Source organism: Kitasatospora cathayae (assembly GCF_027627435.1).
GTDB classification, from domain to species: Bacteria; Actinomycetota; Actinomycetes; order Streptomycetales; family Streptomycetaceae; genus Kitasatospora; species Kitasatospora cathayae.
The window spans coordinates 4,255,773-4,275,827 of sequence record NZ_CP115450.1; the positions used below are offsets into that span (position 1 = coordinate 4,255,773).

Consider the following 20,055-nt stretch of genomic DNA (forward strand, 5'->3'; position numbering starts at 1 on the left):
ACCCCCTCGACGGCCCCGCCGCCCCGCGTCGGGGCCGTCGGGGTTTCCCACACCCGGAGGCCCTGATGCCCGACCGAACCCCCCTCTTCCGCACCGACCGCACCGACCTCACCCCCGAGGAGATCGCCACCCTCACCGTCCTGCTCCACCACCACCACAGAACCCGGGCCGCCACCGCGGCCAGACCCCGACCCGCCCGCCGCACCGTCCGCTGGCACGACGTCTCCCTCCGCCCGCCGACCCCCACCACCTCCTGGCAGATCGTCGCCTGACCCCCCTACGACGGCCCCGACCCCCACGTCGGGGCCGTCGCCCTTCCCATCCCCACCCCTCATGGGCGCGCCCCCACCCTCCCGTGGGCGCGCAGGCAACGCCCCGCGCGCCCACGACGAGCCCTCCACCCCCTCATGGGCGCACCCCCACCCCCTCGTGGGCACACAGGCAACGCCTCGCGCGCCCACGCCCACCTCCCCCCACCCGACCAGGCGAGAGGGACGCGCTGCGGGAGGGGCGGTGGAGGGGGTGGCCCGGAGAGGGGCGTTGCGGGTGATTTTCAGACTGCCAACGGTCTCAACACCCCACCCACAGAGTCGGCAGTCGGAAAATCATCCAGCCCCCGGAGCGGCCACCCCCGGAACCGCCCCGGCCACCCACCCTCCCGAGAGCCCCCCACCCCCAAACACCACCCCCCACCCCCACACCCCCCGGAAAACCCAAAAGGCCCGGAGCCTCCCGGCCCCGGGCCCACCCGTCCCCCTCATCCGATCAAGTCCAGCGACCCCGCCAACTGCCCCGTCCCGATCAGGTCGTACCCTCCCGCCAGCACCAGGACCAGCAGCGCCGCCACCGTCACCCCCGTGTAGTGCAGCCGCCCGAACACCCCCCACCAGCCCCGCCGCCAAGCGACCACCGCGCAGACCACCATCAGCAGGGTGAGTCCCGCCGCCGCCAGGTACATCGCCGGCACCACCTGCAGCAGCGGCGAATCCCCCAGGAACAGCGTCTGGTTGAGCGCATTGGAGTCCGAGGTCAGCAGCGCGAAGCACCCCGTCGCCACCACCAGCACCGCCCCGGTCAGCCACCCCAGCAGCCGAGCGGCCGGCTGCCCGGCCCGCCCCGCGCCCCGCGCGGCCCGCACCACCGCCGCCACCCCCCACCCGATCACCGTCAGCGCCAGCAGCGCCAGGCTCCCGAGCGCGATCCGCTGGTGCAGCTCGGGCGCCTGGTACCAGGCCAACGGCTCGTACGCGATGGTCGGGTCACTGTCCGTCAGCATCGAGGTGACCTCCCCGTCCCCGTCCAGCTCGAAGGCGATCCGAGCGGTCCCGCCCACCTGCTGGAAGAGCCCCGGCTGGACCTGCTCCCACTGGGTCTCCCCCGCCGAGGGATCCCGGGTGACCGGCCCGCTCACGACCAGCCGCCCGTCCCGGGCGGCGATGTGCACCGACCCCATCAGCGCCGCCGCCTTGGTCAGGTTCGAGTGGCTGACCCGGGTCGACCGGAAGTCCCCGGTGAACTTCGACAGCTCCCCACCCACCACCGCCGGCGAGGCGCCCGCAGCCGGGTAGAAGCGGTCCACGAACGCGTTGAGCACCTGCTGGGTGGTCCACCCTCCGGTGGCGTCCTCGCCGTCGCCGTTCACGGTCACGTACAGCCCGACCCCCTGCGCCGGCAGCAGCGCCAGGTTGCTGTGGAACCCGGGCACGTCCCCGTCCTTCACCAGGAGCTGCCGCCCGTTCCGGTCACGCTGCTCGAGCAGGTACGCCATGCCGGGCATCCGCTGGTCCGGCCCGAAGTGCCGGGCGAGCAGCAGGGTGTCGCCCTCCTGGTCCAGGATCGAACGGCCCTCGATGGCCCCGCCGTTCAGCTGGGCGAGCATCAGCCGCCCCATGTCGTCGACGGTGGTGACGGCGGCCGCACCGGTCGGGGTGAGCGGCCCGTACAGCCCCTTGGTCTCGGTCTGCCCGTCCCCGTCCGGCCGGTAGCCGTGCGCGAGGTCGGCGTCGATGGGGGCCGGGTGCGGCTGGGTGAAGGTGGTGCGGTCCATGCCGAGCGGCCGCAGCACGTGCTGCGCGACGTACTGGTCGAACGGCTGGCCGGAAACCACCTCGACCAGGTAACCGGCCAGCGCGACACCGTAGTTGTCGTACGCGGCGGTCACCCCGGGGGCGCGCACCCGGTCCGGCTGGTGGGCGGCCAGCGCGGCCCCCAGGCCGCCGGTGTGCTGGGGTTCGGCCTCCGCCAGTCCCATGAAGGTGTCGTCGAAGCCGCCGGTGTGGGTCAGCAGGTTCTCCACGGTGACCGGGTGCCCCGGGTAGCTGTCCCTGATCTTGAAGGCGGTCAGGTACCTGTTCACGTCCGCGTGCAGGTCCAACTTCCCCGCCCGGACCTGCTGGAGGACCGCGACGGCGGTGAACACCTTGGCGTCGGAGCCCATGAAGAAGGCCGTCCGGGCCGGGTCGACGGGCTTGCGGTTCGGCACGTCGGAGACGCCGTACCCGCCGGCGAAGACCTGCCGCCCACCGGCCACCACGCTGACCGCCGCGCCGGGGATCTTGTGCTCGGCGAGCAGTTTCGGCACGATCTCGTCGAACAGCCGCTTCACCGAAGCGGGGTCGGGGGGTGCGGCCGAGCCGCCCGTCGCCACCGAACTCCCGTTGCCCATCGATGCGGTGGCCGCGTGGGCCCGGTCCGGAGTGAGCCCGTACAGGAACAGACCGATGGCCGCCAGCACCAGGACCAGTCGCACCCAACCCCGCTTGACCAGCGTCCGGTTCGCCGCTACATGTCGCGTGCTCATACTGAACTCCCGTTCGGAACAAGTGGATTACGGAAGCTCCGGCGCCCTGCGGCGGGCCGCTTCCCGACATCGAGAACACTAGGAGGGATGCCCTCTCCCGGGACATGGCCTCTGGGCGTCGATCGGGGGGTGTACCCAGGTACCACCAACAGGGGTCCAGGGCCCAGTGATCGGAACCGCGGCGGACGGCAGTCTGGATGTCGTCAGCAAGCAACGGGTAGGGATACCGGCCGCGAGGCCGTCACGAAAGGGGCCGAGCGGTCATGACCAGCAGCATCACCACGGGAGTTGTGAACAACGTGCAGAACACCGACACCACGACCGGTCGCACCGGCCGCACCGGGCGCGACCCGCTCCGGGCGCTGGGCAACGCCGTCCGGTCCACCCTGCGCGGCCCGGTCCTGGCGGCCCTCGCGGTGCCGCAGCTGCTGCTGCTCACCGCCGCCACGGTCGCCGCCTGCCTGCTGGGCCTCGGCGTCGGCGCGCTGCTGGTGCCGCCCACCGTCCTGGCGATCCGCGGTCTGGCCGGGCTGCGGCGCCGGCTCGCCGCCCGCTGGTCCGGCGTCGAGATCCGCGACCCCTACCAGCCGCTGCCGGACGCCGAACCGGGCTTCCGGGGCGCCTGGAAGCGCTGCCAGGCGATCCTGTCCGACCAGGCCTCCTGGCGCGACCTGCTCTGGCTGCTGGTCGACCCCGTGGTCGGCTTCACGGTGGCGATCATCCCCCTCTCGGTGGTCGCCTACGGCGTCCTGGGCCTGCTGCTGCCCCAGCTCTGGCAGCCGATCGCCGACCACGGCGGCAACACCTGGTACCTGTGGATCCACGTCACCGACTCGGGTGCGGCCGGCACCGCCGCCCTGTTCGGCGTCCCGGTGATGCTGGCCGGCCTGGCCATCGCCCCCGGCGCCCTGCGGGCCCACACCGCGCTCGCCAAGTCCCTGCTCGGCCCGACCGCCCGCGCCGAGGCCCTGGCCGCCGAGCGCAAGGTCGCGCACCTCACCGAGACCCGGCGCGACGCGCTGACCACCCAGGCCGCCGAACTGCGCCGCATCGAGCGGGACCTGCACGACGGTGCGCAGGCCCGGCTGGTGGCCATGGGCATGAACCTGGGCGTCGCCGAGCGGCTGGTCGAGCGGGACCCGGAGGCCGCGAAGCAGCTGCTCGCCGAGACCCGTCAGGCCTCCGCCTCCGCCCTCAACGAGCTGCGTGACCTGGTCCGCGGCATCCACCCGCCGGTGCTGGCCGACCGCGGACTCGCCGACGCCGTCCGGGCGCTGTGCATGGACAGCCCGCTGAACGTCACCGTCTCCGCCGACCTGCCCGGCCGCCCCGAGGCCCCGGTCGAGTCCGCCCTCTACTTCGCCGTCTCCGAGGCCCTCACCAACGCCGCCAAGCACTCCGGCGCCAGCCACGTCGACGTCCAACTCTGGTACGAGAACGGCACGCTGAAGGCCCAGGTCACGGACGACGGCACCGGCGGCGCCGACCCCTCCCGGGGCACCGGACTGCGCGGCCTGGAGCGCCGGCTTGCTACCTTCGACGGAGTCCTGGCCGTCCGCAGCCCGCTCGGCGGCCCCACGACCCTGACGATGGAGCTGCCGTGCGAGTTGTACTCGCGGAGGACCTCTTCCTCCTGAGGGACGGTCTGATCCGGATGCTGCAGGCCTACGACTTCGAGGTCGTGGCCGCGGTGGACACCGGACCGGACCTCCTCCAGGCCCTCCTCACCGAACGTCCGGACGTGGCAGTCGTCGACGTACGACTGCCACCGACGTTCACCGACGAGGGCCTGCAGGCGGCTCTGGAGGCGCGCCGGCAGATCCCCGGTCTGCCGGTGCTCGTGCTCTCCCAGTACGTGGAGCAGCTCTACGCCAAGGAGTTGCTGGCCGACGGCAGCGGCGCGATCGGCTACCTGCTGAAGGACCGGGTCTTCGACCCCGACCAGTTCGTCGAGACGGTCCACCGGGTGGCGGCGGGCGGCACCGCGCTGGACCCGCAGGTGATCGCGATGCTGGTCAACAACACCGGCCGCAGCAAGCCGCTGGAGCGCCTGACGCCGCGTGAGCGCGAGGTGCTGGAGCTGATGGCGGAGGGGCGCTCGAACGGGGCGATCGCCGAGCGGATGGTGATCACCGAGCGGGCGGTGAAGAAGCACACCGCCAACATCTTCCTCAAGCTCGACCTGCCGCCCTCCGAGGAGGACCACCGCCGGGTGCTGGCGGTGCTGGCCTTCCTCGAGGTCGCGCCGTCCTGATCCACTACGGCATCCGTCAGGGGGCGGTCTCCCCGGCCACCCAGCGCAGGTAGCCGGGGCTGCCGGACACCACCGGCACGGCGATCACCTCGGGCGTCTCGTACGAGTGCCGCTCGGCCACGAACCCGGCCAGCCGGTCGGCGAGTTCGGCCCGGGTCTTGAGGTCGATCCGCCACTCCTCGGCGTCCTGCACCTCACCCTCCCACCAGTACACCGAGCGGACGGGGTACACCTGTGCGCAGGCCGCCAGCCGCTCCCGCACCACGGCGGCCGCCAGGGCCCGGGCCCGCTCCTCGCTCTCGTGGGTGGTGGTCACCACGACGAAGCCCTGCTCGTTCACTGTCATTCGCCGACCCTAGCCCGGCCCCCGGCCCAACCCCGCACCTCTCGATCCCTGTGCCCTCGCCCTCGCCCTCGCCCTCGCCCCCGACCCCGCGGCCCCGCAAGGGGCGGGGGAACTGCCCGCAGCGGAAGGCCCCGACCCGCACCCGGCCGCCCACAGCCGTCCGGCGCCCTCCGGCCCACCTCCCACAGCTCCCCCGCCCCTCCACTGCCGAGCTCAGCCCTTCCGGGCGGTGTGGACGGTCATCGCCGAGAGGTAGAAGGCGTCCTGGCGGTGCAGGATCCCGGTCGGGGCGTCCTCCTCGATCAGCGCCTCCAGGGTCGCCCGGTCCTCCGAGTCGAGCACCTCGGCGAGCTGCTCGTGACGCCGGACGAGCTGGGTGCGCAGGTACCCGCGGACCGGGCCGGCCAGCGGGGCCGGGTGGTCGACCAGGAAGGTCCGGGTGCCGCTGGGGACCAGCCCGGCCCGCCGCAGCATGGCCGGCCAGTCCTCGATCTCCTCGGTGGCGCCGGGCAGTTCGGCGCGCATGGCGGCGAAGCCGTCCTCGTGCACCGCGTCCAGCCGGGCCTGGAAGCCGGGCCGGCCCAGGCCGAAGTCGCGGGGCAGGTAGCGCGCCGGCAGGCCGCTCTCGGCGACGGCGAGCAGGCCGCCGGGCCGCAGCCGTCCGGCCAGGGCGGTGAGTGCGGCCTGCTGGTCGCCGAGGTGGTGGATCGCGTTGCCGGACCAGATCAGGTCGGCCTCGCCGAGCTGGTCGAACTCGGCTGGCAGGTCCGCCTGTTGGGTACCGAGGCGGCCGCCCGAGCGGGTCCGGGCGCGCTCCAGCAGGGCGGCCGACTGGTCGACGGCGACCACCTCGGCCGCCGGGAAGACCTCCGCGAGCAGCTCGGCGATCACCCCGGGGCCGGCCCCGACGTCGAGCACCCGGCGCACCGCGCCCTCCGCACCGTCGCCGTTCCCGGCGAGGCCGGACAGCCAGCGCCCGGCCTCGGTGACGGCCTCGGCCCGCAGGTCGGCCTCCTGCTCCAGGTGGGCCGCGAGGGCGTCCCAGTCGAGGTCGGCGGCGGGCACCGGCCCGCGCTCGTGGTGCCCGTGCTGGTGCTGGTGCTGGTGCTGGTGTGCGGACATGGTGTTCCCTCTCCGATGGTGGTTCGTTCGATGGTGGTTCGTCCGGCGGCGGTCCGGCGGCGGCCCGCCGACGGCTTCCCCGCTCAGGCGGGCACGGCCGGCCCGGACGCGCGGCGCAGCGCGACCGCCCGTCCGATCTCCTCGTCCACCAGGTCGCGGTCGAGGGCGAAGGCGGCCGCCGCGCCCATTCCGGCGGCGATGACCACCTGGGCGCGCGGGTCGGCGACGTTGCCGACCGCCCAGACGCCGGGGACGCTGGTGCGGCCGGTCCGGTCGGTGGTGACCCAGCCGTTGTCGTCCCGCTCGCAGTCCAGGCCGAACAACAGCGCGTCCCGGGCCACCGGCCGCGGGAAGACGAACACCGCCTCGCGGGTGACCACCTGCCCGGTGTCGAGCTCGACGCCGCGCAGCCGCCCGTCGTCGGTCACCAGCCGGACGATCCGGCCCTCGACCACCGGTACGCCGCGTGCCGCGAGCCGCTCGTGGTCGGCCGAGGTCAGCTGGAGGGTGTGGGCGAGCAGCACCACGTCGGCCGACCACTGCCGCAGCAGCAGCGCCTGGTTGACCGCACCGGGGCCGGTGCCGAGCACCCCGAGCGGCCGGTCGCGGACCTCCCAGCCGTGGCAGTACGGGCAGTGCAGCACGTCCCGGCCCCAGCGCTCGGCGAGGCCTGGCAGGTCCGGCGGCCCGTCCCGCAGTCCGGTGGCGACGACCACCCGGCGCGCGTGCAGCACCGGTCCGCCCGCCAGGTGGACGACGAAGCCGAATTCGGCGGGCTCGGCGTTCTCGACGTGCTCGACCCGTCCGTCGATCAGGTCCACCCCGTACCGGGCGACCTCCTCCCGCCCGACCGCCAGCAGCGCGGCCGGCGGCATGCCGTCCCGGCTCAGGAAGCCCTGCATGCGGGCGGCGGGGGCGTTGCGCGGCTCACCCGCGTCCACCACCGCGACCCGCCGCCGGGCCCGGCCGAGCACCAGGGCGGCGTTCAGTCCCGCCGCGCCCGCGCCGATCACCACCGCGTCGTAGCGCTCCGCCGTGTTCGTCTCGCTCATCGTCGCTCACCTCCACCGCCAGGCTGCGACCGACCATCCCGTATCGGCAAGCTTTGTTGCCACCTCAGCAAACACCTTCACTCTCGGTCCGCCGCCAGTACGAGCGGGCGGCCACTGCCAGCGCCACCCCGTACCCGGCGAAGGCACAGGCCCCGACCCAGGCCACCTGCAGCGCCTGCTCAGGCGTGGCGAACTCACCCGTCCGGATGCCGATCACCCCGGCCGAGCACAGCGCCAGGTAGCCGATCCCGACCAGCCCGTACGGCGCCAGCGTGGCCGCGCCGATCAGCGCCGGGGTGAGCGGCAGCCAGCGCGGGACGGCACGGCCGCGCAGCGGCAGGGTCCAGCGCGGGAACACCTGGCCCCACGGCCGCACCAACCCCCACAGCAGGAACACCCCGATCGCCGCGAGCAGCACCGTGCCGTCCAGCCCCCAGCGCTCCAGCGCGAGCCAGAGCCCGGAGGAACCGTTGCGCACGTAGCCGGCGTACATCCGGTCGCCGCTGATCCCGGCGAAGCTGCCGCCGAACGCCCAGATCAGCTTCATCGCCACGTACGGCAGGAAGGCCAGGCTCCCGGCCCAGGCGGCGAGTTGGACGGCCGCCGGGGCCGCCGAGGGCGCCGGGCGGGCGGTCGCCGTCCCGGTCCCCGTCCGCTCCGCGCGCGGCCGCCGGGCCCGGGCGGTCCCGGCCAGCAGCAGCGCCCCCACCGCCGCCAGCGCCTTGTGCACGGCATCGGGGACGCTGTCCACGGCCTGCCCGAACAGCAGCGTCACCACGTCCATCAACAGGCTCCAGGACGCCACTCCGGCGAGCCCGCACAGCAGCCACAACACCCCGGTCAGCCACCGCGCCGGCCCCAGCCACACCGCCGCCCACCCGGCCGCGACCGCCGCCAGCCCCACCCCGGCGGCCGCCCACCCCGTCCAGGCGGCGCCCCACAGTGCCGTCCCGCTCAGCCCGCAGCCCAGCCCGAACCCGGCGTAGCCGACGCCCCAGCCGACCACCGCCCACCCGTCCCGCACCCACTCGCGCTTCACCATGGCCCCAGGCTCGCCCGCGCCGCCCGGCCCCGGCCTCCGCCCGCGTGCTGATCCGACTCCCCCGCCGGGGGGATTCCGGCCGCCCCTTGCCTTGGAGCGCACTCCAACTCCTAGCCTCTGAGCCATCACCGCAGCACCGACCCACCAACCTGGGGAGTACGACCATGCGTTACCGCGTCCTCGGCGGCACCGGCATCGAAGTGAGCGCCTACTGCCTCGGCACGATGATGTTCGGCGCCATCGGCAACCCCGACCACGACGACTGCGCCCGGATCATCAACACCGCGCTCGACCGGGGCATCAACTTCGTCGACACCGCCGACATCTACTCGGCCGGCGAGTCCGAGGAGATCGTCGGCAGGACGCTGGCAGCCCGCGGCGACCGGGACGAGATCGTGCTCGCCACCAAGGCGCACTTCCCGATGGGCGAGGGCCGGGCCCGCGGCGGCAACTCGCGGCGCTGGATCGTCCGCGCGGTGGAGGAGAGCCTGCGCCGGCTGCGCACCGACCGGATCGACCTCTACCAGATCCACCGGCCGGACCACACCACGGACATCGAGGAGACCCTCGCCGTGCTGGGCGACCTGGTCCGGGCCGGCAAGATCCTCTCCTTCGGCTGCTCGACCTTCCCCGCCGAGCAGATCGTGGACGCCCACCACGTCGCCGAGCGCCGCGCCCTGCCGCGCTTCCGCACCGAGCAGCCGCCCTACTCGCTGCTCGCCCGCGGCATCGAGCGGGACGTGCTGCCGGTGGTGCAGCAGCTCGGCATGGGTGCGCTGACCTGGGGACCGCTGGCCGGCGGCTTCCTCACCGGCCGTTACCGCAAGGGCGATCCGATCGACCTCACCCAGGGCCGCGCCGCCATCAACCCCGGCCGCTTCGACCCGACGCTGCCCACCACGGTCGCCAAGCTGGACGCCGTCGAGGCCTTCACCGAGCTCGCCGACGGCCTCGGCCGCACCCTGCCCGAGCTGGCCACCGCCTTCCCGCTGGCCCACCCGGCCGTCACCTCGGTGATCATCGGCCCGCGCACCATGGACCAGCTCGAATCCGCCCTCAAGGCCGCCGACCTGGTCCTGGACGACGCCACCCTGGACCGGATCGACGCCATCGTCCCGCCCGGCACCAACCTCTACCAGGCCGACGGCGCCTGGCAGCCCCCGTCCCTCACCACCCCCGCCCTCCGCCGCCGCCCGACGGCCGACCGCTCGGCGGGCTGACCGAGGCCGGACATCGAAACACTGCTACACGGCGCATTACGGCACACCCCAATGGCCGCATGAAGACCATCACGCAGCGCGAACTCGCGGCGCGGTCCGAGGCCGTACTCGACGACGTCCGAAGCCGGCGAGGTCTACCACATCACCCGCAACGGCACCGAGATCGCCGAGGTCCGTCCGATCAGCGGTCGCCGTCGATTCGTTCCCGTCGAAGAGCTCCAGCGGAAGTGGCGGAACGCACCCGCCGTCGACGCGGCACAGATGCGCGCCGAAGCCGATGCCTTCTACGGCGACGAGGACCGGATCGGCGGCGACGACCCGTGGGAGCAGTCCTGACCGGACGCGGGCAGCGCGACACCTGCGTCGTCATCGACCTTCCGCAGATCGACCCGCGACTCCCACCGGTCGATGCGGCGCTGTCCCGCGCGCTGGCCGAACTCGCCCAGGGCGTAGCCACGGCGAAGGACGCGGTGCAGATGCTGGCCCGGGCCCAGCGACGCGCGGACGTCCAGGCCGAGTTCGCCGCCCGGCCGTTCGACCGGGAGGCAGCTCGACGTTTCGGCACACTGGTCGCGCTCACGATCCAGGCCCAGCGGGACCCCCGCCCGCGCCGCACGGACCTGATGATCGCGGCCACGGCTGCCGCTCACGGCCTGCCGCTGTACACCCGGAACGGAGCCGACTTCGCCGGCCTCGAACAGGGCGTCGAGATCATTACGGTCTAGGCCGACCGCCCGCCGACGCGGCCGGCGGTCGCACCGCGTCCGACTCACCCCCTCGGGGCGGCGAAGGAGTGGACGAGGACCGTACGGCCGGACGCCCAGCGCTGTTCGCCGCTGCCGAGCGAGGTCCAGCCGAGGCGGCGGTAGAGGGCCACGGCGGCGGTGTCGGTGGCGAGCACGTCGAGCACGGGGTGCAGCCCGAGCGCCCGCGCGTGCGCCACGGCGCGTGCCAGCAGCCGGGCGCCGACGGCCCGCCCGCGCGCCGCCGGGGCGACGTACAACCGGCCGATCACGGCGGTGAGTTCCGGGCGTCCACCGGTCCGCAGGCTCCACCGGGCGGGGGCCAGGTCCCCCGGGGTGCTGCGGACGAGCCCGACGTGACCGGCGATCCGGCCGTCCGCCTCGGCGACCCAGGCCCCCAGCAGGCCGTCCGGGGAGAGCCAGGCGGCGGGCCGTTCGGGCCACTCGGCGGGGTAGCCGTCGGTGGCGTGGACGTCGGCCAGGGCCCGGACGCAGTCGGCGAGGTCGGCGGTGCGGCGCCGACGGACGCCCACCCCCACCCCGGTCTGCCGAGAGCCGGACGCGACGACGTTGGCGCGTTCTTCAAGGTCAGCCATGCCGGTACGTTACCGGCCGCCCCTCACCGCCGCAGCAGGTCGACCACCCCGGTCAGGTCCTCGGCGCCGCTGCCGAGCGCCAGCCGGTGCTCCATCAACCGGAAGTAGGGGGACAGCAGTTCGACGCTCACCCGCTGCTCCCCGGCGGTGCGCAGCAGCGCCTCCTTGCCCGCCACCTGCATCCCCAGGTTGGAGACCACGCCGGTGGCGTAGTCGCCGCTCTCCAGCTGGGCCGCCGTCCGCTCCACCGACCCGGCCATTGCGGTGAGCCAACTCCCCAGCAGCGGCGCCAGATCGCCCGGCTTCACGTCCTCGCCCCGCACCAGCGCGAAGGCGTGCGCGACCCCGGCGAACATCCCGTACATCGCGCTGAGCAGCGCCACGTCGTGCAGCGCCGCGTGCCCCGCGTCCGCGCCGACGTACCGGACCCCGGCCGGGGCGGCCAGCGTCTCCCGGTGCTCCTCGAACAGCTCCGCCGAGCCGCTGTAGAACACGTACGCCCCGGCCGCCGGAACGCCGATCATCGGCGGGACGGCCATGATCCCGCCGTCCAGGTAGCGGGCGCCGCGGGCCTCGGCCCAGGCGGCCCGGTCACGGGCCTGGCCGGGGGTGCTGGTGACCAGGTTGACCAGGTCACGCCCGGTCAGGTCGACCCCGGCCAGCGCCTCCTCGACCGAGGCGTCGTCCAACAGGCAGACCACCACCAGCCGGCCGACCGCGACGGCCTCGGCGGCGGTGGCCGCCACCACGGCTCCCTCCGCCGCCAGCGGTTCGGCCCGCGCGGCGGAGCGGTTCCAGACGGTCAGCGGGTGCCCGGCCGCGAGCCAGGCCCGGGCCAGCGCGGTCCCCATCGCACCGAGCCCGAGCAGTGCGACGGGAGTCTTCTCGACCTTCTCAACTGTCTTCTGTGCCATGCCGACCAGCCTCGGCGCAGCCCCGTCCGTGATCAAGTACGCACTTCGGAGTGGGTGGTTACCCTGGGGTGAGCAACGAGGTCGGAAGGGGTGGGCCATGGCGACCGTGCCGAGGCCGGGGGCGTACGTCTGCGGGATCGACGCCGCGATGGACGTGATCGGCGGCAAGTGGAAGGTGCTGATCCTGTGGGCCCTCGGCGGGCGCCCGGTCTGCCGCTTCGGCGAGCTGCGCCGCCTGGTGCCGGGGATCACCGAGAAGGTGCTGGCCGCCCACCTGCGCGAGCTGGAGGCGGACGGCATCGTGCACCGGGAGGCCCACCAGGAGGTACCGCCCCGGGTCGAGTACGCGCTGACCGAGACGGGACGGCGCCTGAACGCGGCCCTGGCCCCGCTGGGCGCCTGGGGCCGGGAGCACGTCCTCGGTGCGGAGCCGCACCCCTAGCGACCCAGCCCACACCCGCAGCGGCACCGCACCGTTTCAATGGCGCCATGCCGATCACCACCCTGCGCAGCGAGCGCCTCGACCTCCTGCCGCTCGGCCCCGAGCACGCCGACGAACTGGCCGCCGCCCTCGCCGACCCCGCCCTGCATTCCTTCACCGGCGGCCACCCGGCCACCCCCGAAGAGATGCGCGCCCGCTGCGCCCGGCTCGCCGCCGGCTCCCCCGACCCGGCCGTGGCCTGGGGCAACTGGGCCCTGCGGCTGCGCGCGGACGGCGCCATGACCGGTTACGTCCAGGCCACCGTCCGCCCCGAGGCCGCCGAGGCCGAACTCGCCTGGGTGGTCGGCACCCCCTGGCAGCGCCGTGGCCTGGCCACCGAGGCCGCCCGCACCCTGCTCGCCCACCTCACCGCCACCGGCGTCACCACCGCCATCGCCCACATCCACCCCGACCACGACGCCTCCGCCCGCATCGCCCGCGCCCTCGGCCTCCACCCGACCCCGCACACCGAGGACGGCGAAATCCGCTGGCAGGCCGATCTCTCGCACCCGTAGCCCGGGCCCACGCCGGCCTTCACCTCCACCGGCCGAACACCTCGCCCCCACCCACGACACGCCCCCACCCCCTCACGCCCCCCACCCATAGTGGGCGCGCGGACAACGCCTCGCGCGCCCACCCACCTCCCCCCTCCCCCCACCACCCGACCAGGCGAGAGGGACGCGCTGCGGGAGGGGCGGTGGAGGGGGTGGCCCGGAGAGGGGCGTTGCGGGTGATTTTCAGACTGCCAACGGTCTCAAGACCCCACCCACAGAGTCGGCAGTCGGAAAATCATCCAGCCCCCGGAGCGGCCACCCCCGGAACCGCCCCGGCCACCCACCCTCCCGAGAGCCCACCCCCACCCACAGAACCCCCCACCCCACCCCGGAATGCCCCCACCCCCCGTGGGGTTGGATACAGCCATGGCATCTCGTGCACGTGTACGCGCCCCCGAGCTGGTCGGGGCAGGCGGTTGGCTGAACACCGGCGGCAAGGAACTCACCCTCGCCGACTTCCGGGGCAAGATCACCATCCTGGACTTCTGGAAGTCCTACACAATGTAGGGATCTCCAGAGGGGGCGTACGTGCACCATCACACGCTGTGTGACCTGTACCTTCGGCTGTCCTTGGACCGGGACGGCAAGACGGCGATCGAACGGCAGGAAGCCGACTGCCGCGCATGGGCCGAGCGCAACGGCCTCACGGTCCGCAAGGTCCACATCGACCGGGGGCGCTCCGGCTTCAAGGACGTCGAACGCAAGGGGTTCGACTCCGCCCTTGCCGCCGTGACTGCGGGAGTCGTCGGAACCCTGATTGTCTGGAAGCTCGACCGGCTGTCCCGCAAGGGCATCGGCCAAGTGGGCAAGGTCCTGGACGACATCGAGAAGGCTGGCGGCCGCCTGGTCTCCGTCGTCGACGGACTCGACACCTCGAACGACTCGGCCCGCATGGTCGTCGCCATGCTCGCCGAACTCGCCCGCTCCGAGTCAAAGAACCTCGGCACCCGCGTGGCCCACGCGAAGCGGCACCTGCGCCGACAGGGCCAGTGGATCGGCGGACAGCCCCCGTACGGGCTGCTGGTCGACCCCACCACCAAGAAGCTGGTCCACGACTCGGAGACAGCCGTCTACGCCCGCCTGATCGCAGATGACGCGCTGGCCGGCAAGTCCCTGGTCCAGATCGCCCGGCTGCTCAACGAGTACGACATCCCCTCGGCCCGGGGCGGCCAGTGGAACGCCGCGAGCATCATGAACCTGGTCAAGTCCCCGGCTTTCGCCGGTCTCATGCCCGAGACCGAAACCATCGAAGCCGAGGACGGCAGCCGGAAGTTCACCAGCCGCGTGTTCCCCTACCGAGACCCCGAGACGCTGGACACGGTCAGCATCGGCGAAGGAATCATCACGGTCGGCGAGCGCGAGCGGATCATCCGGCAACTCGAATCCCGGACCCGTACCCACGCAGGCAAGCGGATGCCGAAGCCGAACGGCACGGCGCTTCTCACCAGCTTGGTGTTCTGCGACGTGCCCGGGTGCGGCCGCCGGATGCACAAGGTCGGCAACAGCTACCAGTGCATGGCCCGCCGAGCGGGCAACCAGTGCCCCGGTGCCAGCGCCATGGCCGATCGGGTGGACGAGTACGTGTCCGAGCGCTTCCTCTCCCTGCTCCCCACGCTGGACCTGGACGACCCCTTGCTGGTGGCGATCGCTGACCGGTGGATGAAGCGGACCGATCCCGAGACCTTCGCCAAGCGGGACGCGATTTCCTCAGAAATCACCGATCAGGAAGCCCGGTTGGCCGACCTGGAAGACGCCCGCTACGTCCGTGGCGAGTTCGACCGCCCCGGCGCACTCGACCGCTACGACCGCCTCGCCGCCCGACTCCAGAGCCGCATCGACGGCCTGCGCGCCGACCTCGCCAACATCCCGATCCCCGCCGTCGACATCACTCCACTGCTGGACAGCGAGATGCTTCACCCCGCCTGGGCAAAGTCGACGCAGGACCAGAAGCGAGACCGCCTGTCCCTGGCCATAGACGGCGTCTTCATCAGCAAGGGCGAACGCGGCAAGCGCTTCATCCCGGAGCAGCGAGTCCGCATCAAGTGGGCCGAGATCAAGGAGTAGCCAACCCTGCAAACGCCCCCTACAGCCCCGGTACGGCCCTGAGCCTGCCGGGGCTTCGTCATGCCCTCAGAGGGGCGGCTACGGCCTTCCAGGGCGGTGCTCGCACGGGGCGGCTGCCCCACCAGCGCTGGCCGAGGGCTGCCCAGGATGGTGTAGTGGTGTTTTGACGACTTTTCCAGTACGTCATAGAAAACTCTTAAGTAATCCGAAACCGACGCCAAACCACCTGTGCGCAATCCTCGGGGGCTGGGAAGTCCTTGCGCTCTAGGGCTCCATAAGAGACCGGAGTTCGGCCGTGCCTTCTCTGGCTCATGAATCTTCCTAGAGTGGGGTGCCCCATGAACCATGCCGAGATTGCGCAGATAGCGATAGACAAGCGAGAGGTTGCCATAAGGCAGCTTCGCGAGCTTACCGACGGCGTGAAGAACCGTTCGCTTACTCGCGGCGAAAAGAAGCGAGAAAGCGAGCTGCTCGATCTCATTGCCGAGGAGGATACGAACGCGAAGCGGCATATATCTGCTGCCGCCGCTGAAGATTCAGCAATGCGCGCACAATTCCCGCTTCGCGGCGCCACGTTCGCAGGTCACCCTGAAAGGTTCGCGAAGGCGTCTTCGAGCGTCACGCCCGGGGAACTCATGCACCGCTCGCTGGAAATGTCCCGGGGCGTCACCACGCCCAGCACGGGAAAGGCGTTCTCTCCCGAGCAGGTGGCGAAGAACTTCGTTGACCTTCTCGCACCTCAGTCCGTGGTCATGGCATCGGGTGTGAACCGGGTGGAGACGGACGCCGAGACCTACTCGTTCCCGGTGATCCGGTCGGACTTCTCCGCTGGATTCGTCGGGGAGCTGGACGACCTTCCGACCGGCGGTTTCGGAGCTGAGCCGCTCAAGGTCACTCCGCGCAAGATCGCCGTTGCTGACCTGATCGCGAATGAGCTGATTCAGGACGGCGGCCCCGCCTTTCTGAACCCAATGGCGAAGTCGCTGCTGCGAACCGTCGCTCTGGGATTCGACCGGGAAGCCCTGGTGGGTACTGGCACCGGGAAGGGCTTTGTCGGCATAGCCAACACCGCCGGAATTCAGAAGCTTGCCGTTGCGGGTGAGCTCAAGGATCTCGACCCGTTCGTGTCGGCCTTCGGCCTTCTGGAGTCCGCTAACGCGAAGGCTTCGGTAATCGTCATGGCGCCCAAGTCGTGGTCTGCACTTATGGCGCTGCGGGAGATGTCCGGTTCGCTCAAGCCTCTTCTGAGCGAGTCAGCCGGCTCGCCCACTGCCGGGGTTCAGCGGTCGATCCTCGGGGTTCCCGTGTGGCTTTCCTCTTTCATGCCGAACGCTGACATTCTTGTTTACGAGGCGGATCAGGTGTTCGCGGTCTGGAGGAGGGATGCAGGGTTCGAGATCAGCAATCAGTTCGGCTTCCTCAAGGACGGTACGGCGGTTCGCGCGATTGCCCGTGCTGCAATCGCCGTTCCGAACGCCGCCGCCGTCTGCAAGATCACCGTTTCCGCCTGATAAGGAGTTCACCGCAATGACCGTCTTCAACACCAACGAGCAGACCGCTTCCATCCGCATGACGGGCTGGATGGGCTACGGCCCGACCGGCAGCGGCGCCCCTTCCCAGATTCTCCAGAATGGGGAGACCTACGAGGTTCCGCAGAGTGAGGCGGAGTGGCTGGTGGGCGCTGGCCTGGCCGTACGGGCCTGACGATGTTCGTTGAGCTGCTGACCGGGCTCCTGATCGACCGGACCCCGGTAGGGACAGGCATGCGGGTGGTGGTGCCCTCCGACGTCGGGGGGTACCTCATCGCACAGGGCTGGGGGCGGAAGGTCGAGACCGGTCACCGGGTCGGCGGTGACCGGCAGCTCATTGGACTTAGCGTCTCCCAACTCCCTTTGACAGATGAGTGGTTGAGCGAGTGGCCGTCATGGATGCGGCCCGCGTGGATGCAGCCGGCCGGACGTGCGCTCCAGGACGAGAGCGATCTGTCGTGGGTTCCGGTCCGGTGCCGCTCGTGCCCGCGCTACTCGTACGTGCCGAAGGACAGGCTGCCTGCCGGTACCGAGCGTGATCCGCGCTCGGATGCGTGGCTGGTCCGCTGCACAGGATGCCGTCAGCGTGCCTGACCGTGGCTGTGCTGGGTGGGCGGGGCGCTTCCGAAGTTCCCAGCTTTGTCGCCGCAGCGATCCCGGTCCCAGCTCGAAACGCGTGCCCTGGGTGTAACGCCGTTTTTCGGGCCTCCAGTCGATCAACTAGCCATCTTTGCAACGGAGTCCGCATCGAGAGATGTGAAGAAAGGGCCCTTGAAAGCGCCGCTAATCGCCGTTAGAGGGTGTTCAGGCACCCGCACCAGTCTGTAACCAAGTGCCCCCGGGACACCCTCGCCGTGAGGGACCCGGGGCTCTTGCATTTCGGGCACGAGGAAGCCCCGGCCGCCCGTCATGAGATGAGATAGGGACCGGGGCCGACCCGCTGCGCTCGGCGCGCCTTCCCCGGCAGCGGGAGATGTGGCCCGATCGCCCCGTGGGGGATGTATCGGCGACCGGGCCGGTCTGGAGTCAGAGCAGGACGTTGCCGGGATCGTCCAGCCAGGCTGTCTGTCCGCCGGGGGTCACCGTGAGCCCGTACCGGTCGTACCCGGGCCGTCCGGCGGCCGTCCACCGGTTGTGGGCGGCCTCCATCTCGTCCCAGAGCCGCCGGGGCCCGGACTGCCGGACTTCGAACCGGGATTCCCCGGGCACGGAGTCCACCGTGGCCCAGGACGTGACAGCCGTGTCGAACAGCCACCACGTCCGGCCCTCGCCGTAGTCGTTCCGCCGGTAGTACACGTCCGGCAGGGCGAGGGCACACGCGAACAGAGACAGCCAGCCGTCCCCGATGGCCTCGGGGTCGACCTTCGTCCACGACTGCTCAGAGTCACCGGGCCACTCTCCCGGCAGGTAGTCGTCCACCGGGGCGCCGTCGTACCGCTGCTGCCGGAGCAGCATGAACGCGGAACTCCTGGTGAACCTGCCGCTCGCCGTCCCATCGTCGCCGACCGTGAGGCGGACGATTGCCCCGCCGCCCAGCAGCGGGGAGACCGGGCTGACGATCACCCCGCCCGGCCGGGTCTGGGTCAGCCAGGCGGACGGGATGGTCCGCAGGGACACGGTGGAGATCAGCCGGTCGTACGGAGCGGCCACGGGCCACCCGAGCGAGCCGTCACCACACACGACTTCGGGCGCGAAGCCAGCTGCGCGAAGTGCGGAACGTGCCACGCTGGTGACCCCAGGGTCCACCTCGACCGTGGACACCATCTCGGCCCCCAGGCGATGCGTCAGCAGCGCCGCGTTGTAGCCGGTGCCCGTGCCGATTTCGAGCACACGGTGACCGGGCTCGGTGTCCAAGTCGGCCAGCATCTCGACGACCATCGTGGGCATGGACGCCGACGACGTGGGCACGGTGTGCTCGCCGTCCTCGGCCCCGTCGTCCCACTGCGTGACGATCGGCACGTCGGCGTAGGCGAGCCGCAGCCACCGTTCGGGGTCCTTGTCCCGGCGGCACTCGGTGTCGCCGCCGTCCTCGTCCGCCCAGAAACGTTCCGGGAGGAACGCGTGACGCGGCACCGCCGCCACGGACGGAACCCAGTCCGCCGTCAGCGACCTCGATTCGGTCAGCGTCGCCACCAGCGCGGCACGCAACTCCTCAGCCGTGCTCACTTCTTGTGCTTCGGGTCCGGGTTCGGCTTCTGGCCGTCCTTCGACGGGCTCGGGCCGATGGCGGGCCCGCCAGGCTTGGAGTGCTTCCCGCCCGCGCCGTCGTTCGGGCCGCCCTTGTTCTTGTCACCCATGGTGCGCGTCCTCTCTCGAACTGGCATGGCACCGGGAACGCTCGCCCCCGGGTTGTGCACCCGCCCAGGCCGGGCGGGAGTCAGACAGGCGCCTCAGCGCCTCAGGTGGTGGTTGGCGTCGCGTACCTTCGCCAGCAGCTCGGCCTGCCGTCGCCGATCCTCCAGCGAGAGCGGAGCCTCGCTGAACTCCTCCGGGGTCAGAACCGGTCGGGGCTCGGTGGGCCGCTTCGGGGGCCACGGGTGGGCGTGAAGCCACTCGAACGGGTCCACCGGGCCCATGCCCTCGGCGGGCTCGTCCGGGGCCGTCTGCGGGACGCCCTGGTCACTCACCCGGCGCCCCCGGCCGCGCACACTCCCCGTCTTCGATGTGCCGGGCACGGTTGCGGGCGAGCATGCGCCGGATGGTCGGGTACTGCTCGTCCGGGTACTGCACCTCCGCCCGGTCGAAGTAGTCGCACGTCAGGCACGCGTCAGCGCCCGGCGACAGGCCCTCGGGCGGCCGTCCGGCGATCTCTCGCGGACTCACCACGCGCCCTCGCAGTTCGGCGCGTGCAACTGCCGCTTCTCCTCGATGTCCGCCAGCGCCCGCATGTCCCGCAGCTCCTCCGGAGCCTCCCGGAACACCGTCGCCATGCGGTCGAACATGCCGCACACCCGGCAGCCATTGACGGCGGACTGGTCGGCCGACTCGGACAGAGAGTCCACCAACTGCCCATATCCGCCACCGATTTGAGAACCGGGTAGGGCCGGAGGCGCGTCGCTCAACGCTACCCCCTTGTCGGGGCAATGGTCCGCGCCACAGGTGCAAGCGGGCCACTCCCGCAGGATGCCGCTACCCGCCACTCTCACCGACACCTCGACGTCGTAGTCGTCGAGCGGGTTGAAGGTCGCCGCCGCCTGGCGACGGACCGCCCTGTGCTCGGACAGCGTCCTTGCGCCGCCCGCCTTCGCCGCCATCGGTAGCTCCTCCCGCCGGGTTTTCACCAAGATCTGGCAACGACCCGGGACAGTGAAACCTCGCACAAAGGACACTTCAGAACG

23 protein-coding genes are annotated in these 20,055 nt (G+C 71.9%); 11 read left to right on the forward strand and 12 right to left on the reverse strand.

Annotation, left to right across the window (positions count from 1 at the left end; genetic code table 11):
• The first annotated feature begins 65 nt into the window (after positions 1 to 65).
• Positions 66 to 272: an acyl-CoA carboxylase epsilon subunit gene (locus O1G21_RS18815; RefSeq protein WP_270145349.1), complete on the forward strand. Its 207-nt coding sequence runs from the start codon at positions 66 to 68 to the stop codon at positions 270 to 272.
• A 485-nt stretch (positions 273 to 757) separates the two neighbouring features.
• On the opposite strand, the gene O1G21_RS18820 is transcribed toward O1G21_RS18815, so the two are convergent.
• Positions 758 to 2,800 (reverse strand): serine hydrolase domain-containing protein, encoded by a 2,043-nt coding sequence (locus O1G21_RS18820; RefSeq protein ID WP_270145350.1) that lies wholly within the window; start codon positions 2,798 to 2,800, stop codon positions 758 to 760.
• Between the two features lie 263 nt (positions 2,801 to 3,063).
• Between O1G21_RS18820 and O1G21_RS18825 the strand changes: the two genes are divergently transcribed.
• On the forward strand, positions 3,064 to 4,437 hold the full coding sequence (locus tag O1G21_RS18825) for a sensor histidine kinase (protein WP_270145352.1): 1,374 nt from the start codon (positions 3,064 to 3,066) through the stop codon (positions 4,435 to 4,437).
• Positions 4,401 to 5,054, forward strand: coding sequence for a LuxR C-terminal-related transcriptional regulator (locus O1G21_RS18830; protein WP_270145354.1), 654 nt, complete (start codon positions 4,401 to 4,403; stop codon positions 5,052 to 5,054). Before O1G21_RS18825 ends, O1G21_RS18830 begins: the two co-directional genes overlap by 37 nt.
• 16 nt (positions 5,055 to 5,070) lie before the next feature.
• Here the strand turns inward: O1G21_RS18830 and cutA are convergent, their stop codons facing one another.
• From cutA to O1G21_RS18850, 4 genes are all read right to left on the reverse strand, one after another.
• Positions 5,071 to 5,400, reverse strand: a complete 330-nt coding sequence (gene cutA, locus O1G21_RS18835; RefSeq protein WP_270145355.1) for a divalent-cation tolerance protein CutA — start codon at positions 5,398 to 5,400, stop codon at positions 5,071 to 5,073.
• Positions 5,401 to 5,613: 213 nt separating this feature from the next.
• Complete coding sequence (locus tag O1G21_RS18840) at positions 5,614 to 6,522, reverse strand: class I SAM-dependent methyltransferase (RefSeq protein WP_270145356.1); 909 nt, start codon at positions 6,520 to 6,522, stop codon at positions 5,614 to 5,616.
• 83 nt (positions 6,523 to 6,605) lie between these two features.
• Complete coding sequence (locus O1G21_RS18845) at positions 6,606 to 7,574, reverse strand: NAD(P)/FAD-dependent oxidoreductase (protein WP_270145358.1); 969 nt, start codon at positions 7,572 to 7,574, stop codon at positions 6,606 to 6,608.
• Positions 7,575 to 7,638: 64 nt separating this feature from the next.
• Positions 7,639 to 8,616, reverse strand: coding sequence for a hypothetical protein (locus O1G21_RS18850; protein WP_270145360.1), 978 nt, complete (start codon positions 8,614 to 8,616; stop codon positions 7,639 to 7,641).
• Positions 8,617 to 8,780: 164 nt separating this feature from the next.
• Here O1G21_RS18850 and O1G21_RS18855 point away from each other — a divergent pair, with 164 nt between their 5' ends.
• On the forward strand, positions 8,781 to 9,836 hold the full coding sequence (locus O1G21_RS18855) for an aldo/keto reductase (RefSeq protein ID WP_270145362.1): 1,056 nt from the start codon (positions 8,781 to 8,783) through the stop codon (positions 9,834 to 9,836).
• 320 nt (positions 9,837 to 10,156) lie between these two features.
• Positions 10,157 to 10,561: a PIN domain-containing protein gene (locus O1G21_RS18860; RefSeq protein WP_270145364.1), complete on the forward strand. Its 405-nt coding sequence runs from the start codon at positions 10,157 to 10,159 to the stop codon at positions 10,559 to 10,561.
• 44 nt (positions 10,562 to 10,605) lie between these two features.
• Here the strand turns inward: O1G21_RS18860 and O1G21_RS18865 are convergent, their stop codons facing one another.
• The gene (locus O1G21_RS18865; protein WP_270145366.1) at positions 10,606 to 11,175 is read right to left on the reverse strand and encodes a GNAT family N-acetyltransferase; all 570 of its coding nucleotides are present in this window, start codon (positions 11,173 to 11,175) and stop codon (positions 10,606 to 10,608) included.
• A 23-nt stretch (positions 11,176 to 11,198) separates the two neighbouring features.
• A complete protein-coding gene (locus tag O1G21_RS18870) occupies positions 11,199 to 12,089 on the reverse strand; it encodes an NAD(P)-dependent oxidoreductase (protein ID WP_270145368.1) in 891 nt (296 codons plus the stop codon).
• A gap of 97 nt (positions 12,090 to 12,186) precedes the next feature.
• Between O1G21_RS18870 and O1G21_RS18875 the strand changes: the two genes are divergently transcribed.
• The 6 genes from O1G21_RS18875 to O1G21_RS18900 all read left to right on the forward strand — a co-directional run bounded on the left by O1G21_RS18875 (position 12,187) and on the right by O1G21_RS18900 (position 16,892).
• On the forward strand, positions 12,187 to 12,531 hold the full coding sequence (locus O1G21_RS18875; RefSeq protein ID WP_270145370.1) for a winged helix-turn-helix transcriptional regulator: 345 nt from the start codon (positions 12,187 to 12,189) through the stop codon (positions 12,529 to 12,531).
• A 47-nt stretch (positions 12,532 to 12,578) separates the two neighbouring features.
• Positions 12,579 to 13,085: a GNAT family N-acetyltransferase gene (locus O1G21_RS18880; RefSeq protein ID WP_270145372.1), complete on the forward strand. Its 507-nt coding sequence runs from the start codon at positions 12,579 to 12,581 to the stop codon at positions 13,083 to 13,085.
• Positions 13,086 to 13,490: 405 nt separating this feature from the next.
• Positions 13,491 to 13,631 (forward strand): thioredoxin domain-containing protein, encoded by a 141-nt coding sequence (locus O1G21_RS18885; protein WP_224281159.1) that lies wholly within the window; start codon positions 13,491 to 13,493, stop codon positions 13,629 to 13,631.
• A 21-nt stretch (positions 13,632 to 13,652) separates the two neighbouring features.
• A complete protein-coding gene (locus O1G21_RS18890) occupies positions 13,653 to 15,188 on the forward strand; it encodes a recombinase family protein (protein WP_270145374.1) in 1,536 nt (511 codons plus the stop codon).
• 338 nt (positions 15,189 to 15,526) lie between these two features.
• Positions 15,527 to 16,699 (forward strand): phage major capsid protein, encoded by a 1,173-nt coding sequence (locus tag O1G21_RS18895; RefSeq protein WP_270145376.1) that lies wholly within the window; start codon positions 15,527 to 15,529, stop codon positions 16,697 to 16,699.
• Positions 16,700 to 16,715: 16 nt separating this feature from the next.
• The gene (locus O1G21_RS18900; protein WP_270145377.1) at positions 16,716 to 16,892 is read left to right on the forward strand and encodes a hypothetical protein; all 177 of its coding nucleotides are present in this window, start codon (positions 16,716 to 16,718) and stop codon (positions 16,890 to 16,892) included.
• A gap of 851 nt (positions 16,893 to 17,743) precedes the next feature.
• On the opposite strand, the gene O1G21_RS18905 is transcribed toward O1G21_RS18900, so the two are convergent.
• The 5 genes from O1G21_RS18905 to O1G21_RS18925 all read right to left on the reverse strand — a co-directional run bounded on the left by O1G21_RS18905 (position 17,744) and on the right by O1G21_RS18925 (position 19,971).
• Positions 17,744 to 18,883 carry a methyltransferase domain-containing protein gene (locus O1G21_RS18905; protein ID WP_270145379.1) on the reverse strand — a complete coding sequence of 380 codons (1,140 nt, stop codon included), beginning with the start codon at positions 18,881 to 18,883 and terminating at the stop codon, positions 17,744 to 17,746.
• Positions 18,880 to 19,014 (reverse strand): hypothetical protein, encoded by a 135-nt coding sequence (locus O1G21_RS18910; RefSeq protein ID WP_267884560.1) that lies wholly within the window; start codon positions 19,012 to 19,014, stop codon positions 18,880 to 18,882. The genes O1G21_RS18905 and O1G21_RS18910 overlap by 4 nt, the downstream gene beginning before the upstream one ends.
• Before the next feature lie 93 nt (positions 19,015 to 19,107).
• Positions 19,108 to 19,344, reverse strand: a complete 237-nt coding sequence (locus tag O1G21_RS18915; RefSeq protein WP_270145383.1) for a hypothetical protein — start codon at positions 19,342 to 19,344, stop codon at positions 19,108 to 19,110.
• Positions 19,337 to 19,540, reverse strand: coding sequence for a hypothetical protein (locus tag O1G21_RS18920; RefSeq protein ID WP_270145385.1), 204 nt, complete (start codon positions 19,538 to 19,540; stop codon positions 19,337 to 19,339). The genes O1G21_RS18915 and O1G21_RS18920 overlap by 8 nt, the downstream gene beginning before the upstream one ends.
• Positions 19,537 to 19,971 carry a hypothetical protein gene (locus O1G21_RS18925; protein WP_270145387.1) on the reverse strand — a complete coding sequence of 145 codons (435 nt, stop codon included), beginning with the start codon at positions 19,969 to 19,971 and terminating at the stop codon, positions 19,537 to 19,539. The genes O1G21_RS18920 and O1G21_RS18925 overlap by 4 nt, the downstream gene beginning before the upstream one ends.
• Positions 19,972 to 20,055 lie beyond the last annotated feature (84 nt).

What these genes read in the sequence shown, in the direction of transcription:
- O1G21_RS18855 (WP_270145362.1), top strand. Translation starts at nt 8,781, where the DNA reads ATGCGTTACCGCGTCCTCGGCGGCACCGGCATCGAAGTGAGCGCCTAC.
- O1G21_RS18865 (WP_270145366.1), bottom strand. Translation starts at nt 11,175, where the DNA reads ATGGCTGACCTTGAAGAACGCGCCAACGTCGTCGCGTCCGGCTCTCGG.
- cutA (WP_270145355.1), bottom strand. Translation starts at nt 5,400, where the DNA reads ATGACAGTGAACGAGCAGGGCTTCGTCGTGGTGACCACCACCCACGAG.
- O1G21_RS18820 (WP_270145350.1), bottom strand. Translation starts at nt 2,800, where the DNA reads ATGAGCACGCGACATGTAGCGGCGAACCGGACGCTGGTCAAGCGGGGT.
- O1G21_RS18910 (WP_267884560.1), bottom strand. Translation starts at nt 19,014, where the DNA reads ATGGGTGACAAGAACAAGGGCGGCCCGAACGACGGCGCGGGCGGGAAG.
- O1G21_RS18815 (WP_270145349.1), top strand. Translation starts at nt 66, where the DNA reads ATGCCCGACCGAACCCCCCTCTTCCGCACCGACCGCACCGACCTCACC.
- O1G21_RS18925 (WP_270145387.1), bottom strand. Translation starts at nt 19,971, where the DNA reads ATGGCGGCGAAGGCGGGCGGCGCAAGGACGCTGTCCGAGCACAGGGCG.
- O1G21_RS18850 (WP_270145360.1), bottom strand. Translation starts at nt 8,616, where the DNA reads ATGGTGAAGCGCGAGTGGGTGCGGGACGGGTGGGCGGTGGTCGGCTGG.
- O1G21_RS18885 (WP_224281159.1), top strand. Translation starts at nt 13,491, where the DNA reads ATGGCATCTCGTGCACGTGTACGCGCCCCCGAGCTGGTCGGGGCAGGC.
- O1G21_RS18870 (WP_270145368.1), bottom strand. Translation starts at nt 12,089, where the DNA reads ATGGCACAGAAGACAGTTGAGAAGGTCGAGAAGACTCCCGTCGCACTG.
- O1G21_RS18900 (WP_270145377.1), top strand. Translation starts at nt 16,716, where the DNA reads ATGACCGTCTTCAACACCAACGAGCAGACCGCTTCCATCCGCATGACG.
- O1G21_RS18880 (WP_270145372.1), top strand. Translation starts at nt 12,579, where the DNA reads ATGCCGATCACCACCCTGCGCAGCGAGCGCCTCGACCTCCTGCCGCTC.
- O1G21_RS18875 (WP_270145370.1), top strand. Translation starts at nt 12,187, where the DNA reads ATGGCGACCGTGCCGAGGCCGGGGGCGTACGTCTGCGGGATCGACGCC.
- O1G21_RS18840 (WP_270145356.1), bottom strand. Translation starts at nt 6,522, where the DNA reads ATGTCCGCACACCAGCACCAGCACCAGCACCAGCACGGGCACCACGAG.
- O1G21_RS18845 (WP_270145358.1), bottom strand. Translation starts at nt 7,574, where the DNA reads ATGAGCGAGACGAACACGGCGGAGCGCTACGACGCGGTGGTGATCGGC.
- O1G21_RS18825 (WP_270145352.1), top strand. Translation starts at nt 3,064, where the DNA reads ATGACCAGCAGCATCACCACGGGAGTTGTGAACAACGTGCAGAACACC.
- O1G21_RS18895 (WP_270145376.1), top strand. Translation starts at nt 15,527, where the DNA reads ATGAACCATGCCGAGATTGCGCAGATAGCGATAGACAAGCGAGAGGTT.